Source organism: Exiguobacterium sp. MH3, assembly GCF_000496635.1.
GTDB lineage: Bacteria > Bacillota > Bacilli > Exiguobacteriales > Exiguobacteriaceae > Exiguobacterium_A > Exiguobacterium_A indicum.
This window is the reverse complement of sequence record NC_022794.1, coordinates 518,838-536,519: the sequence shown is the minus strand read 5'-3', so window position 1 is coordinate 536,519 and position 17,682 is coordinate 518,838. Positions and strand designations below refer to the sequence as shown.

The following is a 17,682-nucleotide window of genomic DNA, read 5'->3' as shown; positions in this document are numbered from 1 at the left end:
ACCGCCGGTCAGTGGATCGGCGGTTTTTCATATTCTCGATTCTTTTCTAAATTCCGTGCCGTTTGACTAGAAGTAACTGTTTTTTCATCCTTCAGTGTGCCAAACAACCAATCTCCCACCGGATTTGACACACCAAACCAGTAGTGTTCATTTTTGAAATGATGTAATAGATGCGTTCTTTTCATCCATTTTCCAAAGCGTGTTCTCGGTTTCAACGGAACGTGTGCCACGTAATGTTTCCATTCATACACAAGCAGCATGACGATCAATCCACTCGCGGCTGCCGCTGTCGAAACGACAGATTGCGTCAGAAAATAGGTCAGAGCAGCAAAGAAACCAAGATTCGGCAAGGAATACCAGACCGGTAAAAACAACAGATGCAGTTCATTCGGATGCGCATGATGATCGTAATGAAGTCGTTTCAACAATTTTCGTCCAAGCACATTTTTAGGCGGTGGTAAATGAAACAAAAAACGATGCGTCAAGTATTCACTGAAGCTAAATACGATCAGTCCAAGACAAAAGAATAATATAGTCGTCCAATGAAACGGCTGAGCAAGGACATAACTACTGACCGCAATCAGTAATACGAGCATCATCAAAATATCCGGAAACAGAAAAAAACGACGATAAATATTTGACATTGGTGCTTTCCCCTTTCTCTTTCGTTACAGCGTATAATCGCACGTTCATCGATTCGTCACGTTTTTTACTTCAAGTCGTGTAGTCATTCTCGCTCCCTCCCTTATACTAAATAGAGAATGGAGTGATGATCACTTTGAGTTTATCGACCGGAATCATCTTCGTGTTACTCGCCTATACACTCATGTCGCTTTACGACATGTGGCAGGTATACCGGATAACGAGCAAGCTTTGGATGTTTGTATTATTTCTTGCAACATTAATCAGTCTCATCGTTGCCTTTTTTGTGGCCCCTGTCCTTGCGCTATTCTTTTACTGGTCACGCCATCCATTGAAACGAAACATCGGTATCGTGTTACTGATTGTCGTTTGTCTTATCTCAATCATGACAAAATTGTCGTCTTGATTGAATTCCTTCATGAACTACTCATGAAGGTTTTTTCATGTCCTACTACCGAAGAAGAGTCGGCGCATCAACTCACGTTCCGGCATCTCCGTCGTTTTGAGAACGTCTAAAAATGGTCGATCATCATATGAAAGCTTCAGGATTTCTGAACGGACTTGGCCCTTCTCCCAATCGATGATTGCTACTGGAGCAATAGCTGTTTCCTGACATCCAAGTGCACCTGGATTAATAAAGAGCGTTTGCTCTGTCTCGACTTGTTGCGCTGGATGATGGTGACCGAAACCAATGATCCGCGCCTCACTTCCAGCAAACAGGACGGATAAGTTTTCTTTCGTTCCATCCACCGCTTGCTTTAACGGCTCTTCACCAATCTTCTTCGTCTGGTCGGCATAAGCATAGTGCGTCAGGTGCATCGTTTGTTCCTGATGCATGATATTTAAGACACGCGGTAAACGTTCCAAATACTTTTGATTTTCTTGCGTCAACGTATCCGCAATCCATTGATGGTGCTCTTTCGCATGGCGGTAACTATCGGGATAGTTCTCCCCATGGATTAAAGCAAGGACACATTCATCATGATTCCCAGAAATCGTTTGAATATCTGGTCGTTGCTTCAATAGATCAATGACTTCATTATGCTCTGGTCCAATGCCGACAAGATCACCGAGACAATAGACGGCATCGATCTCTGGTTGTTGATCAAGATAGGACAATACTGCACGTAATGCTGATGCATTACCATGAATATCTGTAAAAAGCATCACTTTCATGTAAACGCCTCCATTGTTGGTACATTAGGATTTCCCGATGATACCGTGAATTCCTGTCAGATTTCAGGAAAAAATAAATTGTCAGAAAATATTGATTATTAATCAAGAGCATGTTAGGCTTAGAAAAATTCACAGAGAGGGGCACGATCGAATGATTCCGACGCAACAGCCATTTAACCAAGTCGGCCGACTGATTATTCTATGCATGAGGGACTGAAAACTTTTCCGATGATGAAACGGAAATGATTTTTGGGCCCTTCTTTCGATGCATCGAATGAGGCGCCCGCACAGAATGAGTGGCGCCTATCCCAAAAACGGATAGGCTTTTTTCATGGCAAAAAATAGAGATAGATAGAGAGGATGACAACGTTGAAAGAATATGCGATGGATCGAATGGTAAAAGTATCAGCTGGAATGGCAAATGCCGTTCTTGTAACACTCGGTGTCGGACTCCTGATTGAGACGCTCGGAAATCTTCTACATATCCAAATGCTACTGACGATTGGTGGTGTCGCAAAAGTACTACTCGCCCCTGCGCTTGGTGCCGGTATTGCCTTTCAGCTCGGAGGAAACACACTTGTCCTGTTCAGCGCGATGATCGCAGCGACGATTGGTGGTGCCGCTCTTCAATCGACTGCTTCTGGACTCGTTCTTGTACCCGGTCAGCCAATCAGTGCGTTACTCGCAGCTGCTGTCGCTGTATACGTCGGAAAACGCATGACTGGAAAAACGAAATTTGACATGATGGTGATCCCGATGAGTGCTGTCCTTGCTGGCGGCGTGACTGGAATCGGTGCTGCTGCCGTCACGACACCACTCCTTACAAAATTCAGTGCCATGATCACAGCATCCGTTGAATCATCTCCAATCGCAACTTCTCTTGTCATCGCACTCATCTTTAGTGTCTTATTGATGTCTCCTGCTTCGTCCGCTGCACTCGCTATCGCTTTGCAACTTGATCCTGTAGCAAGTGCCGCTGCACTGATTGGCTGTTCCGCTCAATTCGTCGGCTTCACGTTGATGGCATACCGTCAGACGGATCCAGGTGGTTTGATTGCTTCATTCTTTGTAACACCTAAAGTACAATTCCCGAATATCGTTAAAAATCCACGTCTTGTCGTTGCACCGTTTCTCGCAGCGATGATTTCAGCTCCTGTCGCGACGCTTCTTCTCTCTTTGAAAGTACCGTACGAACTCGCAGGACTTGGATTAAATTCGATGATTGCCCCACTCAATATTTTCGTCAACCAAGGTCCTCAGGCGTTCCTCGTCTTCTTCTTGACTGGTGTCGTTCTACCTGGCGTCTTGACGCTCGTCTTCTATCGATTGACGACCGTCGCAGGGTGGACGAAGCGTGGCGATCTTCACCTCGAAATTCAATAAAACAATTTACCTCCCTTCCAACTATTCCTGATTGATTTCGGGAATAGTTTTTTTAACGCAAAAAAAATCGTCCCTTCGAAAAGGAACGATTTCGGTATGATTCTGACTGGGCTCGAACCAGCGACCTCTACCCTGTCAAGGTAGCGCTCTCCCAGCTGAGCTACAGAATCATGCTGTGTTGTTACTGGGTATGTTTTTATTATAGCAGCATATCGAAAAGTGTAAAGCCTTTTTCATAAAAAAATTATCTTTTTTCAAAAAGATCTTTTTAAATAAAAACAGTTTTAAAGTTGCGGGTTCTATGAGTGTCCTCTACTATGTAAATAAGCACATATAAAAAGAAAGGAGCGTTCATATGAACTTTTTAACCCGATTTAGTTTGAAGAACTCGGTTGCTGTCTTCATCATTGCAATCCTATTGATTTTAGGAGGCGTGTATTCCTTCTCACAATTAAAAGTCGACCAGTTCCCGGAAATCGAGTTTCCTCAGATTTCAATCGAAGCGGTTTACCCTGGTGCATCACCTGACGATGTCGATAAACAAGTCGTCTCAAAGCTTGAAACTTCTCTAAAAGGAATTGAAGGGGCTACCAAGCTAACAAGTTCTTCTTACGAAAGTATCGGTATCTTAAACATCGAATTCCCGTTCGATACTGATATGGATAAGGTCGAACAACAAATCGATGCTGCCATCCAAGATGCGAATCTACCGGAGGAAGCAACGACGAAATTGAATCGTTTGTCATTTGGTTCATTCCCAATCTATAACATCTCTTTCTTTAGTAAGGATGGTAAAGACATCGAAAAAATCCTAAAGGAAGATATCGAACCTGAACTTAATAAGATTCCAGGAATCAACAGCGTTTCGGTTGGTGGCTATAAGGATGATCTCGTTCAAATCACCGTCGATAAGGAGAAAGCGACGGAAGCGGGTCTCTCGCTCTCGAGCATCAAGGAACAAATCAATGGAAAGTATGTCTCGTTCCCATCTGGTCAGCTATCAGAAAACGATTCGAAAATTCCGATTCGCGTTGAGGAAAAACTAGAAAATCTAGATAAACTCAAAAATCTACAATTGACACCTGCTGCAGGTGCGACTAGTTCATCAAGTAACGGTCAAACAGGTGGTTCATCTGCTGGCGGTCCACCACAAGGTGCAACGCAAAGTCCACCAAGTACAACAGGTGGAGCAGCTGCAGATCAGGCGTCTGAACCTGCAGAACCGATTCGCCTAGAGGATATCGCAAAAATCGAAGCCGTCTCACAACAAAGTGAAAAAACGCGTTACGATTTAAAAGATTCCTTATCGATGGCAATCACGAAAAAACAAGATGCCAATACAGTCGAAATCGCAGATGAAGTCACGAAGATTCTCAATAAATATGACGACCAAGTCGACTATACGATTGGGATTGATTCAGCGAAGGATATCGAGGAGTCCGTTGCGACACTCGTCAAAGAAGGATTACTTGGTGCCCTCTTCGCATCACTCGCTGTTCTGTTATTCTTGCGGAATATCCGCGCGACGATCATCGCCATCGTCTCGATTCCATTATCATTACTCATCGCCGCTATCTTCTTGAACTGGCAAGATATCTCCCTGAACATCATGACACTTGGTGGGATGGCTGTTGCAGTCGGTCGTGTTGTCGATGATAGTATCGTTGTCATCGAGAACATCTTCCGGCGCGTCCGAAAATCCGAATCCGGTATGACGGATGAGATCATCGAACAATCGACAAAAGAGATTCTAAAAGCAATCACGTCATCGACGCTGACGACCGTCGTCGTCTTCCTACCGATTGGATTTGTCGGTGGTATTACTGGTAAGTTCTTCTTACCGTTCGCTTTGACGATTATTTTCTCATTACTTGCTTCACTACTCGTTGCGATCACGATCGTACCGATTCTCGCGAAGTTTGCATTCAAGAAGGTACCAGCGGAAGAAAAAGAAGGCGCTCTCCAACGTTGGTACGGCAAGCTGATTGAAAAATCACTCTCGCACAAGGCGATCATCTTGGTCGTATCGTTCATCCTTCTCGGTGGTTCCCTTGCGATCGTACCGCGTCTCGGCTTTACGTTCATTCCGAACGAAGCATCGAAGACCTTGACGGCATCGCTTGAACTTCCGGCTGCCACATCACTTGAAAAAACAAGTGACGTCTCGTTTGAGATGGAAAAAATGTTTGATAAAGAAAAAGCCATTGCTGACGTGACGACTTCTGTCGGAGCGCGTGACTTTACGACAGGCTTACGTCTCGATAATAAAGCAAGTTACTTCTTGAATCTAAAAGACGGTGTAAACGTCGAGAAAACGATCAAGTCACTTGAAACACAGATGGAAGACATCGCTCAAGATGAAAACGTCGATGTCAAAATCAGTGTGGCTGAACTATCAACAGGTGGTCCTCCGTCGAATAACAACGTCGATGTCGACTTGTTCTCGAACGACCTCGAAGCCCTTCAAGAGGCGGCAAAACTCGTCGAGGATAACATGTCGAAAAATAATGATTTGAAATATATCACGAACAACTTCAGCGAAAAACAAAAGCAGTATCTCGTAGAAATCGATCCTGAGAAAGCAAGTGATCGCGGACTATCTGGTTTCCAGATTCTCGGTACCGTTAACGATCAAACGAAGCCAGTTACGGTCGGAACGCTCAATCTCGACAATAAGGATCAAGACGTACAATTATCTTATGAAGAAGGACTCGTCTCGAAAGAAGATCTCGAAGACGTCCAACTCTTCTCAGCAAACGGTCCTGTCGCATTGAAAGATGTCGCGAACGTCAATGAAGTCGAGACCTTCACATCGATTCAGAAACTCGACGGAAAAGTATATGCTCGCGTATCTGGACAAGTCAAAGGAGACGACGTTCAAAACGTATCGAATGCCGTAAAAGCTGACGTCGAAAAAATCGATTTACCAGACGGTGTCTCATTGACAAGTGGTGGCGGAAATGACGATACGGTTGAAATCTTCCAATCACTTGGAATTGCGATCGTCGTTGCAATCGGACTTGTTTACCTGACAATGTTGATTACGTTCGGAAAAGCTCGGATTCCATTCATCATCTTGTCCTCTCTGATCTTTGTTCCGATCGGTTCACTCGTCACGCTCTTCCTTGCGAATGAACCATTGTCTGTCAGTGTCATGATCGGCTTCTTGATGTTGATCGGAATCGTCACCACGAACGCAATCGTTCTCGTCGACCGCATCGGTCAAAACGTCGGACGTGGTATGCCGATTCGAGAATCATTGATTGAAGCTGGTAAAACGCGATTACGCCCAATCCTGATGACCGCATTTGCAACAATCATGGCATTGGTGCCACTCGCATTAACGACTTCTTCAGGAACATTGATCTCAAAAGGTCTTGCCTTGACGGTCATCGGTGGATTAACGACCTCTACGTTGTTAACACTTATCATCGTTCCTGTCGTCTATGAATTGTTCTTCTTCAAGAAAGCAAAAAAAGAACGTACGACTAAGTAAATGCACATGAAAAGGAGCCTATCGCGATCCAAGCGATAGGCTCCTTTTCATTCTATAAGACCTTACGACTCTAACTGTTCATCCGTTCGTTCCAACGTACCATCATGTTGCGCCACTAATCCGTCGAGGACGGATGGCTCAAACTCTTCACCGATCGCGATGATTCCTGTTTGTCCAGGCGGAATGACACCGAGTGTTCGTTTGAATGTTTCTTGGATTTCTTGATTTTCCTTCATGTCTTTTGATCCACCAATCAGCATACCCGTCATCGAACCAAGTAAGATGCCGAATGGTCCACCTAAGATACCAACGGCCATTCCGATCAATGAACCTTTGACGGCGCGATTCGATCCACTTAGATCCACAGCATCTTCAAACGAAAAAGCACCATTCTCATTTCGCTTGATGACGGCAATCTGTTCGAAATCGACTTGACCTCGCGCATGATATTTCTTCAATTCACTGAACACTTGATAGGATGTCGCTTCTTCTTTGAACGTAAACGTCATGATGTGATGTTTCGCATCTTTTTTTGCCATTCGTTCCACCTCTTTCACCTGAGACGAATAACCGACTAAGCCAACATCCTCTATTTACCATGTTTTTAAGGAGTCGAAACCTTTACTGGTTTCCATGGTGCGAGGTGGAAATACTCCTCCATTGTTAATCCACTGACTTTTAGACGAGCGGCAAGCGTTGCTCCGACATACCGATAGTGCCAGCTCTCATACGTATACCCCGTCCAAGATTCTTTACCAGAAGGATAGCGGAGATGGAAACCGTAGCGGTGAGCATTCGCAAACAACCATTTTGCCTCTTTTGTTTTGGAAAAGCTAAACGTGGCGTATTTTGTTGAATCAGCGCCTCCGATATCAAACGCAAGACCTGTTTGGTGTTCACTTTTCCCGGGTTCCGCACTATACGTACTCGCCTTCTCATATCCATCACGCGCAACATATTTATCAAACAACGTTTTTTGATAGGCATAGGAGCGATAAGTACTAAATGCAACGAGCGTAATTCCCTCTTTTTTAGCCGCTACACGCATTTTCTCAAACGCTTCTCTTGCTTGTTGATTCTCACCAGGAGCGTATGTCGAGCGGAGCGTTAAGTTCTTATTCGCGATGAGAGTATGACCGATCCGTTTTCCACCGATTTGTTCATCCGTTAGTAGATATTTTGTGCTCGCATAACCAATCTTCGTACCATATTGTACTTTTGACCAGGTACCGACTTTCGACAGTTCCGTCACATAGATCCCTGTTGGAATAACCGTAAGACTCGGTTGCTCGAGTGATGCCCCTTGACGTAAATGAAGGGATGTCTTGGCTTGACGATAAGAAGATGTTGATGCATCGACTGCTGGTATGTAAGTCGTCGTGGACGTAACCGTAGCTATCACTGCCAATGTCATGATGAATATCTGTTTTCTCTTCATTTTCGATTTTCACTCCATCTAATAATATTTACATTCCATATTTTAGATTAGAATACCATTCTTTTTTTCAAACATGGTTCTTTCGGAATGCTTGTCATGAAAATGAAGTATTTCTGAAGTTTTCTAAATGTAGCTTAAGGACGAATTACAATGGGTAAATAACGATGTATGCGTTTTCGAAACATGATTCTGATGTAGAAAGGAGTAGCGTACGTGTCACTTTGGGAATGGATTTTCAGTATCGGTAGCATCTGCTGGATTGGCGAGATGATTCGTTTCCGGAATCGCTCCGAGTCTAAGTCAGGCGCAGCAGAACAAGTTAGTTTTTATTTGATTTTCCTTGTCCTAAGCGGAACGATCGTCTGCGCTTTCCTCTTTGCGAATGAAACTGTTTCTTCTGTCATGCGCATCTCTTCATGCATTTTATTATGGTGTGGTGTTTCCTTACGCCTATGGGGAATTCTCCACTTAAAACAACAGTTCACTCGTCATGTCGTCGTGGCGTCTGGTGATCAGCTCGTCAGTAGCGGTCCCTATCGCTTTTTACGTCACCCGTTATACAGTGGGTTGTTGTTGATTACGATGAGCTTCCCCCTGTTCACCGGTCAGTTCGGACTTTTCATTCTCTCCGGACTTCTGATGTTCATTTTCTTGCTCTACCGGATTCGAATCGAAGAAGCGATGTTAACGAAAGGTTTTGGACCCGCCTATACGGTATGGGCTGCAAAACGAAAACGATTGATTCCATTCATCTACTAAAGGAGAAGTGATCCATTTGAAGAAACGTGCAATCGTCATTGGAGCTGGTCTTGCTGGTATGTCTGCTGCCATTCGTTTGGCTGGAGATGGTTATGCAGTCACGATGCTTGAAAAGAATGCGAACGTTGGAGGGAAACTGAATCAACGTAGTGGAAAGGGATTTACTTTCGATACAGGTCCTTCTATCTTAACGATGCCTTGGGTACTCGAACAACTCTTCTCAAGCGTTCATCGTAACTTGGATGATTACTTAGAAATCGAGCGCATTGAACCGCAATGGCGTACATTCTTTGAGGATGGAACAAAAATCGATGTCAAAGGTGACTTACCTGGAATGCTCGAAGAAGTCGAGCACGTCTCGTCACGGGCTGATTTTGTCGAATTGTTCCGGTACTCCAAACAAATGTACGACTTGTGCCTCGACAGTTTTTATAAATACAGTCTTGAAGATTTAAAGGACTTAAAAAAATACCATACGATGTCTGATTTATTAAAGATGGACCCGATGAATACCGTTGCGACCGGAACCAAAAAACATCTCAATGATCCGTATCTCGAACAGCTATTCAACTATATGGTCATGTATGTCGGTTCCAACCCATATCAGGCACCTGCTGTCTTCAATCAGATGATTTATGTTCAAATGGGTCTCGGTATCTATTATGTCAAAGGTGGGATGTACCAAATCGCGCGTGCCATGAAACGGTTACTTGATGAGCTCCGTGTCACAGTTCACCTCAACTCCCCCGTTGAACAAATCGTCCTTGAAAATAAAAAAGCGGTGGGCGTTCTATCAAACGGAACATTCCATGCAGCCGACATCGTCGTCTCAAACCTTGAGGTCATCCCGACTTACGAACGGATCGTTCCGGAGAAAAAAGCCCGGAAACAGGCAAAAAAATTACAAGCGTCGTTTGCCCCTTCCGTTTCAGGTCTTGTCCTATTGCTCGGTGTAAATCGTGAGTATCGCGGGCTAGCGCATCATAATTTCTTTTTCTCAGAAAATCCAGAGCGTGAATTCGCCCAAATGTTCAAAGAAGGTACTCCTCCAGAGGATCCAACGATTTATGTCGGTGTCTCGTCAAAATCCGACGCTTCCCAAGCTCCTGAAGGGAAGGATAACTTATTCGTCTTGACACACGTTCCACCGCTAACACTTCAAAAAGGTGAGGTCGACTGGGATGCGTACCGCGAAGTCGTTCTCGATAAACTGGAGCGGATGGGACTTCATGGACTTCGGGAATCGATCGAGTTTGAATATCGCTTTACCCCAGAGGATTTGAAAGAATTATACGGTCCAAACGGTGGATCGATTTATGGTGTCGCAGCCGATCGGAAGAAAAATGGTGGATTCAAGATTCCATCGAAGAGTGACTTGTACGAAGGACTTTATTTCGTTGGTGGGTCGACACATCCAGGCGGCGGTGTACCAATGGTCACCTTGTCCGGTCAATTAACAGCTGATTTGATCCGAAAACATGAAGGTGCTGTTCCTACGCCTTAAGATTTCTCCAATTACAAAAGAGACGGAAACTGATTCACTCATCAGTTCCGTCTCTTTTTTTACTTTGTATTTGTCAAAAGTGGTACGACATGAATGTCCGCCTTTTCTCCTAATCTCACATCCATTCGACATACGGCTGGCATTGGTAAGGATTTCCAAAATGCGTAATCAAACGTCGAATCAAATGTTTCTAAGAGTAACACCATGATGTTTCCGTGTGTTCCAAGAACGACTATTTCGTCAGGATGCTTCTCCACTAGTTCGTCGATGAATGGCCGAATGCGTTGCGACGCTTCGTTGTTCGTTTCGCCTCCATACGGATTTTCATTCGGATGTTGCCATACATATGTGACCGCTGCTTGAAAATCGTCAAGCTCTCCCGGTGCTAACAATCGCTCTCGTAGTTCCTCTACCTCAATGATTGGTTGTTGACGTGCCTCCGCAAGCGGTGCAATCGTCTCGATCGCCCGTTGATACGGGCTGCTGTAGAACCTGTCGATTGGAATTTCTTGAAACGTTTCAAGTAAACGTATCGCATCTGCTCGTCCTTTATCGGAAAGTGGCCGTTTCCGTTCATCTGGTGAATATGTCGAGTGTGCGTGCCGTACGAAATAGAGTGTCGTCATGTTTTGATTTTCCCCTTTATTGGTGTGTCCATCGGTATCCGATTCCGCGAACTGTTTCGAGATGCTGTTCAATCGGAAAACCGCAAACACGTAGTTTTTCTCTTAAATGTCTGATATGCGAGTCGATCGTCCGCTCGTCTACAGACGCTTCCGCTCCCCATAACATCGTCGTTAGTTGATCGCGTGTCCAAACACGTCGTGGAGAATCTAAAAATACACCTAACAACTCAAACTCCGTCTTCGTTAACGAAATCTTTTGTTGGAGGTAACTACAACGATAGCTTTCCCGGTCATAGGATAGACCATCATACTGTTGCTGTAATAAAACTTCCATTCGCCCGATCAGTTCCCCTTCTTGAATCGGTTTTGATATGTAATCATTCGCTCCTACTTCTCGTGTCCGAATGATGTCTTCCCGCTGATTCCGAGCCGTAACCATCAAGATTGGGATGTTAGAGTGTTCTCGAATGAGACGACAACATGTCCAGCCATCCATATCCGGCATCATGACATCTAGTAAAATCAGGTCGAATACGTGCTGACGGCAGAGATCAAGAGCTTGTTGCGCAGAATCCACAAGCTGACACGTGTACCCATACGGCTGAATATACAGTTTGAGCAGTTCAAGCATTCTTGGTTCATCATCTACGATCAATACATGCGGCATTTTATTTCTCCTTCCACTGCAGTGTCACTTGTGTTCCATGTCCAAGCTGACTCTTGATGTTCAATTCTGCTCCATGTGTCTGAGCAATTGCTTCAACGATGGAGAGTCCGATTCCAGTTCCTCCATGTTTTCGAGAACGAGATGCTTCCGTTCGGTAGAGCCGTTTCGTTACATGAGGTAAAGATTCTGCAGCGATCCCTTCTCCTGTATCTTCGATTTGAATGAAAGCCCCTACTGCGTTGACACCATAACGAACGATAATTTTTCCCGACGTCGTATGTCGTCGTGCATTTTCAATGATATTCACGATCATCTGACGGAGCTGCTGAGCGTCACCCATCACTTCTAATCGCTCACCTTCTATCTCGAACGAAACATTTTCTTGTTCGATGTCCAGGCGCATCAATCGTATCACTTGATGAATCAAGTCTTCGACATCGACAGGTTTTCGTTCCATCATAAAAGCATTCGCATCAATGCGTGCTAGCCAAAATAATTGCTCAATCCATTCATTCATTTGCTGACTTTCTTCTCGAATGATCGTAATGTAGCGTTGTTGCTCATCCGGCGTCAACGTTTGGCGTTCGAGAATATCCGCGTATCCCTTTATATATGTCAATGGTGTGCGTAATTCATGAGATACGCTTGCTAAAAATTCGGATCGTTCTCGATTCAAAAAATCGAGATCCTGTTTTAATTGCTGAATCGAACGCGCCAATTGTCCCAGTTCGTCTTGTCGATCAATCGGCAACTCTCCACCTTCTCCATCTAATAGGCGTGCCGTCGCTTTTTCCATCTGAATCAACGGACGAGAGATGAGTCGGGTCGTCCAAATACTTGCCGCACCTGCTAATAATAGTGCGAGCAGACCCACTTGGAAAAACTGCTGTTTCAACGGATCAAGTACGTGATCTACGATTGCTTTAGAAGCGAACATGAAGACATGCCCCCGATGTTTCCCGTCGATGGTAATGGGACTGTCCGTCATTAAAAAGTCACGCATCGTCACGATTTTTCCTTGTTGACGGTAATCGAAATCCGTATGCTCTAGCACACTTTTCATCTCATTCGACAAAGGTCGTGACGCTTCGAGTTGTTTTCCATCTGCATCAGTGATCACCACAGTAAACGATGAATCTGCTTCCATCATGCTGACATGGCGCATTGTCGTTTGGTCATAGGAATCGACAAGGACATCACGATGGGTATTTCCTCGGTTCAGTAAACCGTCCACTACTTCCTGCGTTCGTGTTTGAGATAACTGATAATACAACGTCCCAAACAACACACTGCCACAAATTAAAAATGCCGCAAGCACGATTCCTCCGACCGAGTATGAAATACGACGCATGACATTTCCTCCCTTTCTCTTCACTTTAGTATAGCGAAAAAAAACACGATCGACGCTGACAAACAAAACTGTCACCTCATCTGCACACGATTTGCACATACGCTGGGTATAGTAATAAAGACTAGTGAATTGTGAATTCAGGAGGATTTTAATATGAAAAAATCATTGACGTTAACCGCACTGGCTCTTAGTTCTACGCTTTGGCTCGGTGCATGCGGATCCGCTTCAAATGACGAAGGAAGCAATAGCGACTCACACGACATGTCTCATGGAGATATGATGCATTCGAGTGATGGAAAGATACCGTCTGGTCTAAAGGAAGCCAGTGATCCGACTTATCCGAAAGGAAGCAACGTCACGTTGACGACGAATCATATGGATGGAATGAACGGAGCTAAAGCAACGATTGCGGGAGCTTATGATACCGTCGTCTATGCGATTAGTTACAAACCGACCAATGGTGGAAAGATGGTGAAAAATCATAAATGGGTCATTCAGGAAGAACTCGATCCCGTTCCAACGAAGCCACTGCAAGTTGGTGATGAAACGACTGTCAAAGCGGATCATATGAAGGGTATGGATGGAGCAAAAGTGACGATTGATGAAGTAAAGGAAACGACGGTCTACATGGTGAACTATGAACCGACGGACGGTGGAGAGATGGTGAAAAACCATAAATGGGTCACAGAAGATGAGATAAAGAAATAATAAAAAAAGCCCGCTTTTCCTATAAAGGAAAAGCGGGCTTTCGGTATGATTCTGACTGGGCTCGAACCAGCGACCTCTACCCTGTCAAGGTAGCGCTCTCCCAGCTGAGCTACAGAATCATGTTTGCAGTACGTTATGTACTTGCTAGGACATGTATTAATATATCAAGAAACTAAAAGGCTGACAAGTCTTTTTCTGAAAAAAAATAAAAAAATTAAAATGGAGGAATTGAACCCCGCTTCCTCCATTTTGAATGACTTACAGGAAGGTCGACACTTGATCAATCGGTAAACGTAGTGCCGGACGCTTTTTCGCATCTTCAACCGCTTTTCCGACAGCAATCAACATGACCGGTACATACCGTGACTCGGTGATGAACGTTTCCGCAAAACGTTGATGATCGAATCCACCCATTGCGAGTGTTGATAATCCACGCGCTTCTGCCGCAAGCATCAATTGCATCGCAGCAAGGCTCGCATTCGACATTGCCGCATCGCGCCCATAGGCTTCACTTTGATAAGCACCTTCTACCTGTGCCTTGATCGAATCAAATAAATCCTCTGTCATGCCACCTGCTTCTACTGCTGGACCGTACACCGGATTGTAGTTTCGATTAGCTTGAACATCACCTAAGATCGCAATGACTGCTGAAGCCGAAGTGATAGCCGGCTGATTGTATGCGATCGGTGCAAGCTGTTGCTTCGCTTCTTCCGAATGAAAGACCGTGAAATGCCAATGTTGCAAATTCCAAGCACTCGGCGCCGCTGTCGTCCATTCTAATAGTTCTTCTACTTCCTGTTTTGAAAGCTTGAACGTTTCGTCGTAATGACGAACGGAACGTCTTTCTGTTAAGACACGCATTGTATCAAGTGTTGTCTGTGTCATGTATAAATCCCCCTTATCATTATCAGATTACTTAGATATCGTAGCATGTCTCTTTTTCATTGTCCTCTATCAGTACTTCAAATGAATTAACTGTTATAAAACAACAGTTGACATTCAACTTCTGTACTAATACAATAAAATCAAGAAAAAAGATCATTGCGTTTACTTTGAAGGAGGAAAAACACATGGAACAACCCCTTTACCAAGAAGCATCTGCTGCATTCTATCGTGAGCTTCCCGTCAAGACGTGTGCCCATTGCGGAAAAGAGATGGATGAACAATGTGAATCCTATCAAACGGAATGCGATGAGTGTGCTGTAACAGAACACTAATAACACATGAAACAATCACTTACTTAGTGGTTGTTTTTTTATTTCTTTTAAATTCTTTCTAAATAAATCAGTATTTTTTAGAAAAATCGATTTTTCGTCATCTTTTTGTCATCTGTTTGTTACAAAAGAAACAGTCAGAATGTTACATTATCTGTATATGATATTTTTGACAAAAGGAGCGACAGACAACGATGGATCCATTTACCTCAAGCCACGCTAGCGAACTCGGTCCACGACCGCGTACAAAAAAAAGAAAGTTTTTACCTCGGTTTTTCTTACTTCTCACACTTGTCTTTCTCGGAGTTGGGGGATATGTCGCTTACCGATACGTGTTTACTCCTGAACAACAATCCATTACGACAGGCAAATCCATTACTGAAGTACCTGTCGTCAATATGGAAAAAGCACGCGTGGAAAAATGGAATGGTGTGACGAAAAAAGTCGCTTATTTAACATTCGAGGATGGTCCATCCGCATTAACACCGGACTTACTTCGAACATTGGATCAACTTCAGACTCGTGCTACTTTCTTTTATCTCGGATCACAAGTAGAAGCTTTTCCGCAAGAAGTCAAAGCTACTGCTAAAGCTGGACACTATATCGGATTACACGGGGAAACACACGATTACGATACATTGTACGAAAAAGGAAAGTATGTCTCAGAGATGCAAAGTGTTCAGAAGAAAATCCATGAGTTGACGAAGCTAACACCACATTTGACACGACCACCTTATGGCTCTGATCCCGGCATCACGAAAAAAATGGCATCTGCCATTCATTCAGCAGACTTCCGCGTGTGGGACTGGTCAATCGATTCAATGGACTGGTATTACAAAGATAGTGCAAAAGAAGTAGCGAATACGGTCATTCGGCGAGCAGAGCGTCCATTTGAAATCATTCTCTTACATGAACAACCACAAGCCATCAAAGCACTTCCAGCCATTGTTGCCGGACTTCAGAAAAAAGGCTATCAATTCGCGATTTATGATGAAGATTTCCATATTCCGTACAACTTCACGCAACACTCGAATTTATAAGGAGTTACTATCCAGATGAAAAAAACATTCGTAGCAGTACTGTTCCTGTCGAGCTTTGGACTCGCTGCCTGTTCCAACGATTCACCAGCCTCTCTTCATGAACAGCTAGAGCAACAAGTGAAAGGTGAAGAGAAAGCATTCACGCTAGCTGATCAACGTGCTCGTAAGGATGAAATTTCAGTTAATACGTACCAAGCCGTTCTTGATGCAGGTGCTGAAGAAATCAAACGCTCTCAAAATGAACGAGAGGAATTAGAAGCCTTAAATGACGAACGGCTTGCTTTATTGAAACAAGAAGAAACGTTACGTAAGGAAACGTACGCTGCACTCGATCTTGAAGAATTGAAGGATGCTGTCAACAAACTTGATGGTAAAGCAAAAACAGAGGGAACTGCCTTAGTGACAATCATCAAGGAACGCGAGCAGACATTTCAAACGTTCTCGAAAACGTATCGACAAGCGATGGACGCTGAAAAGAAAGTGCTTTCACGCTTGACGAAAAAACCGGATTTCGTTAAGATTGATGAGTCAACAGCGGATTTAAATCGTTTAACACGGAAAGCTACCGCGTCATTAAAGAAGTGGAATGCGCTGACCGTTCAGTATAATCAAACGAAAACCCGGCTGTATCGTTTGCTCGACACATCAACTCAATAAATCACACAGGTTGCAACCAAACCCTGTCCAAAAAACCTGGACAAGGCCCCGTTGCAACCTTTTTTGTGTGGTTTTTACTAAAAATGGAGGGAAATTATTCATGCATCGCTCAAAAGCCACTTTATTCGTTCTCATCGGCGCTATCAGTTATGGTGTCCTCTCAACGATCGTCAAACTCGCTTATGCTGCTGGATTCAACTCAGCAGCCGTTTCAGGTAGTCAATTTTTCTTCGGCTGGCTGATGATTTTCGGACTTGCCTTATTTACGAAAAATCTTCGTCTCGATCTCAAAACAGCTGGTCTTCTCATGCTGATCGGTATCTCAAGTGGTACAACTGGTTATCTGTACTATCAAAGTCTTCAAACCGTATCCGCGTCCGTTGCAATTATTCTCTTATTCCAATTTACTTGGATCGGAGTCATCATCGATGCGCTCGCATTCAGACGCTTACCATCTCGCGCACACTTCTTGTCTGCGATTCTATTGATTGGTGGAGCCATTCTTGCGAGTGCGGCTTACTCGAGTCCACTCGACCTGCGTGGAACATTATTCGGTCTTGGAGCGGCTGTCAGCTTCTCGATTTTCTTACTCGCCAGCGGACGCATCGCCAATCATTTACCCGTCATTAAGAAAAGTTTTTACATGATGACAGGTGGTCTTGCTTTCGTCATGACGATGTATCCACCGACAACGTTCTTGTCCTCTGCGAACTTCGAAAATGGACTTCTGTTATACGCGATTCCGCTCGGTCTGTTCGCATTGATTTTACCACCGCTCTTATTTGCTGCTGGCGCGCCTCATCTCTCCCCAGCCAGCGTTTCTTTACTTGGAGCGGCTGAACTACCGACAGCAGTCATCTGTTCCGTCTTAATTTTAGGAGAACATCTGATGAGTTCCCAATGGATCGGGATCGTCATCATCTTGATCGGAATCTTTTATCCAATTTATCGCTCAAACAAAACAGCATCTGTTGCGAACGTACAGCAAAACGACCTTTCCTGAGCTCAGGAAAGGTCGTTT

The 17,682-nt window shown here is 44.2% G+C and carries 18 protein-coding genes and 2 tRNA genes; 10 read left to right on the top strand and 10 right to left on the bottom strand.

The window, feature by feature from the left end; translation table 11 throughout:
* Nucleotides 1–8 precede the first annotated feature (8 nt).
* Nucleotides 9–644, bottom strand: coding sequence for a sterol desaturase family protein (locus tag U719_RS02695; protein ID WP_023467160.1), 636 nt, complete (start codon nt 642–644; stop codon nt 9–11).
* Between the two features lie 125 nt (nt 645–769).
* Here U719_RS02695 and U719_RS02690 point away from each other — a divergent pair, with 125 nt between their 5' ends.
* Nucleotides 770–1,048 (top strand): hypothetical protein, encoded by a 279-nt coding sequence (locus U719_RS02690; protein ID WP_023467158.1) that lies wholly within the window; start codon nt 770–772, stop codon nt 1,046–1,048.
* A 35-nt stretch (nt 1,049–1,083) separates the two neighbouring features.
* Here the strand turns inward: U719_RS02690 and U719_RS02685 are convergent, their stop codons facing one another.
* Complete coding sequence (locus tag U719_RS02685; RefSeq protein ID WP_023467157.1) at nt 1,084–1,818, bottom strand: metallophosphoesterase; 735 nt, start codon at nt 1,816–1,818, stop codon at nt 1,084–1,086.
* Nucleotides 1,819–2,178: 360 nt separating this feature from the next.
* Between U719_RS02685 and U719_RS02680 the strand changes: the two genes are divergently transcribed.
* On the top strand, nt 2,179–3,201 hold the full coding sequence (locus tag U719_RS02680) for a PTS transporter subunit IIC (RefSeq protein WP_029340800.1): 1,023 nt from the start codon (nt 2,179–2,181) through the stop codon (nt 3,199–3,201).
* Between the two features lie 97 nt (nt 3,202–3,298).
* Here U719_RS02680 and U719_RS02675 read toward each other — a convergent pair.
* A tRNA-Val gene (locus U719_RS02675) sits at nt 3,299–3,371 on the bottom strand.
* A 185-nt stretch (nt 3,372–3,556) separates the two neighbouring features.
* On the opposite strand from U719_RS02675, the gene U719_RS02670 reads away from it, so the two are divergent.
* Nucleotides 3,557–6,697: an efflux RND transporter permease subunit gene (locus U719_RS02670; protein WP_023467154.1), complete on the top strand. Its 3,141-nt coding sequence runs from the start codon at nt 3,557–3,559 to the stop codon at nt 6,695–6,697.
* Nucleotides 6,698–6,759: 62 nt separating this feature from the next.
* Here U719_RS02670 and U719_RS02665 read toward each other — a convergent pair whose 3' ends face one another.
* On the bottom strand, nt 6,760–7,236 hold the full coding sequence (locus U719_RS02665; RefSeq protein ID WP_023467153.1) for a hypothetical protein: 477 nt from the start codon (nt 7,234–7,236) through the stop codon (nt 6,760–6,762).
* A 65-nt stretch (nt 7,237–7,301) separates the two neighbouring features.
* On the bottom strand, nt 7,302–8,111 hold the full coding sequence (locus U719_RS02660) for a M15 family metallopeptidase (protein ID WP_144080714.1): 810 nt from the start codon (nt 8,109–8,111) through the stop codon (nt 7,302–7,304).
* Nucleotides 8,112–8,348: 237 nt separating this feature from the next.
* On the opposite strand from U719_RS02660, the gene U719_RS02655 reads away from it, so the two are divergent.
* Together U719_RS02655 and U719_RS02650 are read left to right on the top strand one after the other, a co-directional pair.
* Nucleotides 8,349–8,894: an isoprenylcysteine carboxylmethyltransferase family protein gene (locus U719_RS02655; protein ID WP_023467151.1), complete on the top strand. Its 546-nt coding sequence runs from the start codon at nt 8,349–8,351 to the stop codon at nt 8,892–8,894.
* Between the two features lie 16 nt (nt 8,895–8,910).
* Nucleotides 8,911–10,398, top strand: coding sequence for an NAD(P)/FAD-dependent oxidoreductase (locus U719_RS02650; RefSeq protein ID WP_023467150.1), 1,488 nt, complete (start codon nt 8,911–8,913; stop codon nt 10,396–10,398).
* Nucleotides 10,399–10,457: 59 nt separating this feature from the next.
* On the opposite strand, the gene U719_RS02645 is transcribed toward U719_RS02650, so the two are convergent.
* From U719_RS02645 to U719_RS02635, 3 genes are read right to left on the bottom strand one after another with little or no spacing between them, the layout of a single operon-like run.
* Nucleotides 10,458–11,024, bottom strand: coding sequence for a histidine phosphatase family protein (locus tag U719_RS02645; RefSeq protein WP_023467149.1), 567 nt, complete (start codon nt 11,022–11,024; stop codon nt 10,458–10,460).
* A gap of 16 nt (nt 11,025–11,040) precedes the next feature.
* Nucleotides 11,041–11,691 (bottom strand): response regulator transcription factor, encoded by a 651-nt coding sequence (locus tag U719_RS02640; RefSeq protein WP_023467148.1) that lies wholly within the window; start codon nt 11,689–11,691, stop codon nt 11,041–11,043.
* A 1-nt stretch (nt 11,692) separates the two neighbouring features.
* Nucleotides 11,693–13,042 (bottom strand): HAMP domain-containing sensor histidine kinase, encoded by a 1,350-nt coding sequence (locus tag U719_RS02635; RefSeq protein ID WP_023467147.1) that lies wholly within the window; start codon nt 13,040–13,042, stop codon nt 11,693–11,695.
* A gap of 153 nt (nt 13,043–13,195) precedes the next feature.
* Between U719_RS02635 and U719_RS02630 the strand changes: the two genes are divergently transcribed.
* A complete protein-coding gene (locus U719_RS02630) occupies nt 13,196–13,750 on the top strand; it encodes a YdhK family protein (protein ID WP_023467146.1) in 555 nt (184 codons plus the stop codon).
* A 46-nt stretch (nt 13,751–13,796) separates the two neighbouring features.
* On the opposite strand, the gene U719_RS02625 is transcribed toward U719_RS02630, so the two are convergent.
* Both U719_RS02625 and U719_RS02620 read right to left on the bottom strand, forming a co-directional pair.
* Nucleotides 13,797–13,869 (bottom strand) — tRNA-Val (locus tag U719_RS02625).
* Between the two features lie 139 nt (nt 13,870–14,008).
* Entirely contained in the window at nt 14,009–14,635 is a 627-nt protein-coding gene (locus tag U719_RS02620; RefSeq protein WP_023467145.1) for a nitroreductase family protein, read from the bottom strand.
* A 185-nt stretch (nt 14,636–14,820) separates the two neighbouring features.
* Between U719_RS02620 and yhfH the strand changes: the two genes are divergently transcribed.
* The 4 genes from yhfH to U719_RS02605 all read left to right on the top strand — a co-directional run bounded on the left by yhfH (nt 14,821) and on the right by U719_RS02605 (nt 17,664).
* The gene (gene yhfH, locus U719_RS16575; RefSeq protein WP_064505459.1) at nt 14,821–14,967 is read left to right on the top strand and encodes a protein YhfH; all 147 of its coding nucleotides are present in this window, start codon (nt 14,821–14,823) and stop codon (nt 14,965–14,967) included.
* Between the two features lie 329 nt (nt 14,968–15,296).
* Nucleotides 15,297–16,004 carry a polysaccharide deacetylase family protein gene (locus tag U719_RS02615; protein ID WP_235147618.1) on the top strand — a complete coding sequence of 236 codons (708 nt, stop codon included), beginning with the start codon at nt 15,297–15,299 and terminating at the stop codon, nt 16,002–16,004.
* Nucleotides 16,005–16,019: 15 nt separating this feature from the next.
* Nucleotides 16,020–16,661 carry a YkyA family protein gene (locus U719_RS02610; RefSeq protein ID WP_023467142.1) on the top strand — a complete coding sequence of 214 codons (642 nt, stop codon included), beginning with the start codon at nt 16,020–16,022 and terminating at the stop codon, nt 16,659–16,661.
* Between the two features lie 100 nt (nt 16,662–16,761).
* Nucleotides 16,762–17,664: a DMT family transporter gene (locus U719_RS02605; RefSeq protein WP_023467141.1), complete on the top strand. Its 903-nt coding sequence runs from the start codon at nt 16,762–16,764 to the stop codon at nt 17,662–17,664.
* Nucleotides 17,665–17,682: the final 18 nt, after the last annotated feature.

Bases quoted from the DNA above. Each gene is read 5' to 3' on its own strand.
- U719_RS02670 (WP_023467154.1), top strand. From the start codon at position 3,557: ATGAACTTTTTAACCCGATTTAGTTTGAAGAACTCGGTTGCTGTCTTC.
- U719_RS02680 (WP_029340800.1), top strand. From the start codon at position 2,179: ATGACAACGTTGAAAGAATATGCGATGGATCGAATGGTAAAAGTATCA.
- U719_RS02630 (WP_023467146.1), top strand. From the start codon at position 13,196: ATGAAAAAATCATTGACGTTAACCGCACTGGCTCTTAGTTCTACGCTT.
- U719_RS02685 (WP_023467157.1), bottom strand. From the start codon at position 1,818: ATGAAAGTGATGCTTTTTACAGATATTCATGGTAATGCATCAGCATTA.
- U719_RS02695 (WP_023467160.1), bottom strand. From the start codon at position 644: ATGTCAAATATTTATCGTCGTTTTTTTCTGTTTCCGGATATTTTGATG.
- U719_RS02645 (WP_023467149.1), bottom strand. From the start codon at position 11,024: ATGACGACACTCTATTTCGTACGGCACGCACACTCGACATATTCACCA.
- yhfH (WP_064505459.1), top strand. From the start codon at position 14,821: ATGGAACAACCCCTTTACCAAGAAGCATCTGCTGCATTCTATCGTGAG.
- U719_RS02690 (WP_023467158.1), top strand. From the start codon at position 770: ATGATCACTTTGAGTTTATCGACCGGAATCATCTTCGTGTTACTCGCC.
- U719_RS02605 (WP_023467141.1), top strand. From the start codon at position 16,762: ATGCATCGCTCAAAAGCCACTTTATTCGTTCTCATCGGCGCTATCAGT.
- U719_RS02620 (WP_023467145.1), bottom strand. From the start codon at position 14,635: ATGACACAGACAACACTTGATACAATGCGTGTCTTAACAGAAAGACGT.
- U719_RS02660 (WP_144080714.1), bottom strand. From the start codon at position 8,111: ATGACATTGGCAGTGATAGCTACGGTTACGTCCACGACGACTTACATA.
- U719_RS02610 (WP_023467142.1), top strand. From the start codon at position 16,020: ATGAAAAAAACATTCGTAGCAGTACTGTTCCTGTCGAGCTTTGGACTC.
- U719_RS02635 (WP_023467147.1), bottom strand. From the start codon at position 13,042: ATGCGTCGTATTTCATACTCGGTCGGAGGAATCGTGCTTGCGGCATTT.
- U719_RS02665 (WP_023467153.1), bottom strand. From the start codon at position 7,236: ATGGCAAAAAAAGATGCGAAACATCACATCATGACGTTTACGTTCAAA.
- U719_RS02640 (WP_023467148.1), bottom strand. From the start codon at position 11,691: ATGCCGCATGTATTGATCGTAGATGATGAACCAAGAATGCTTGAACTG.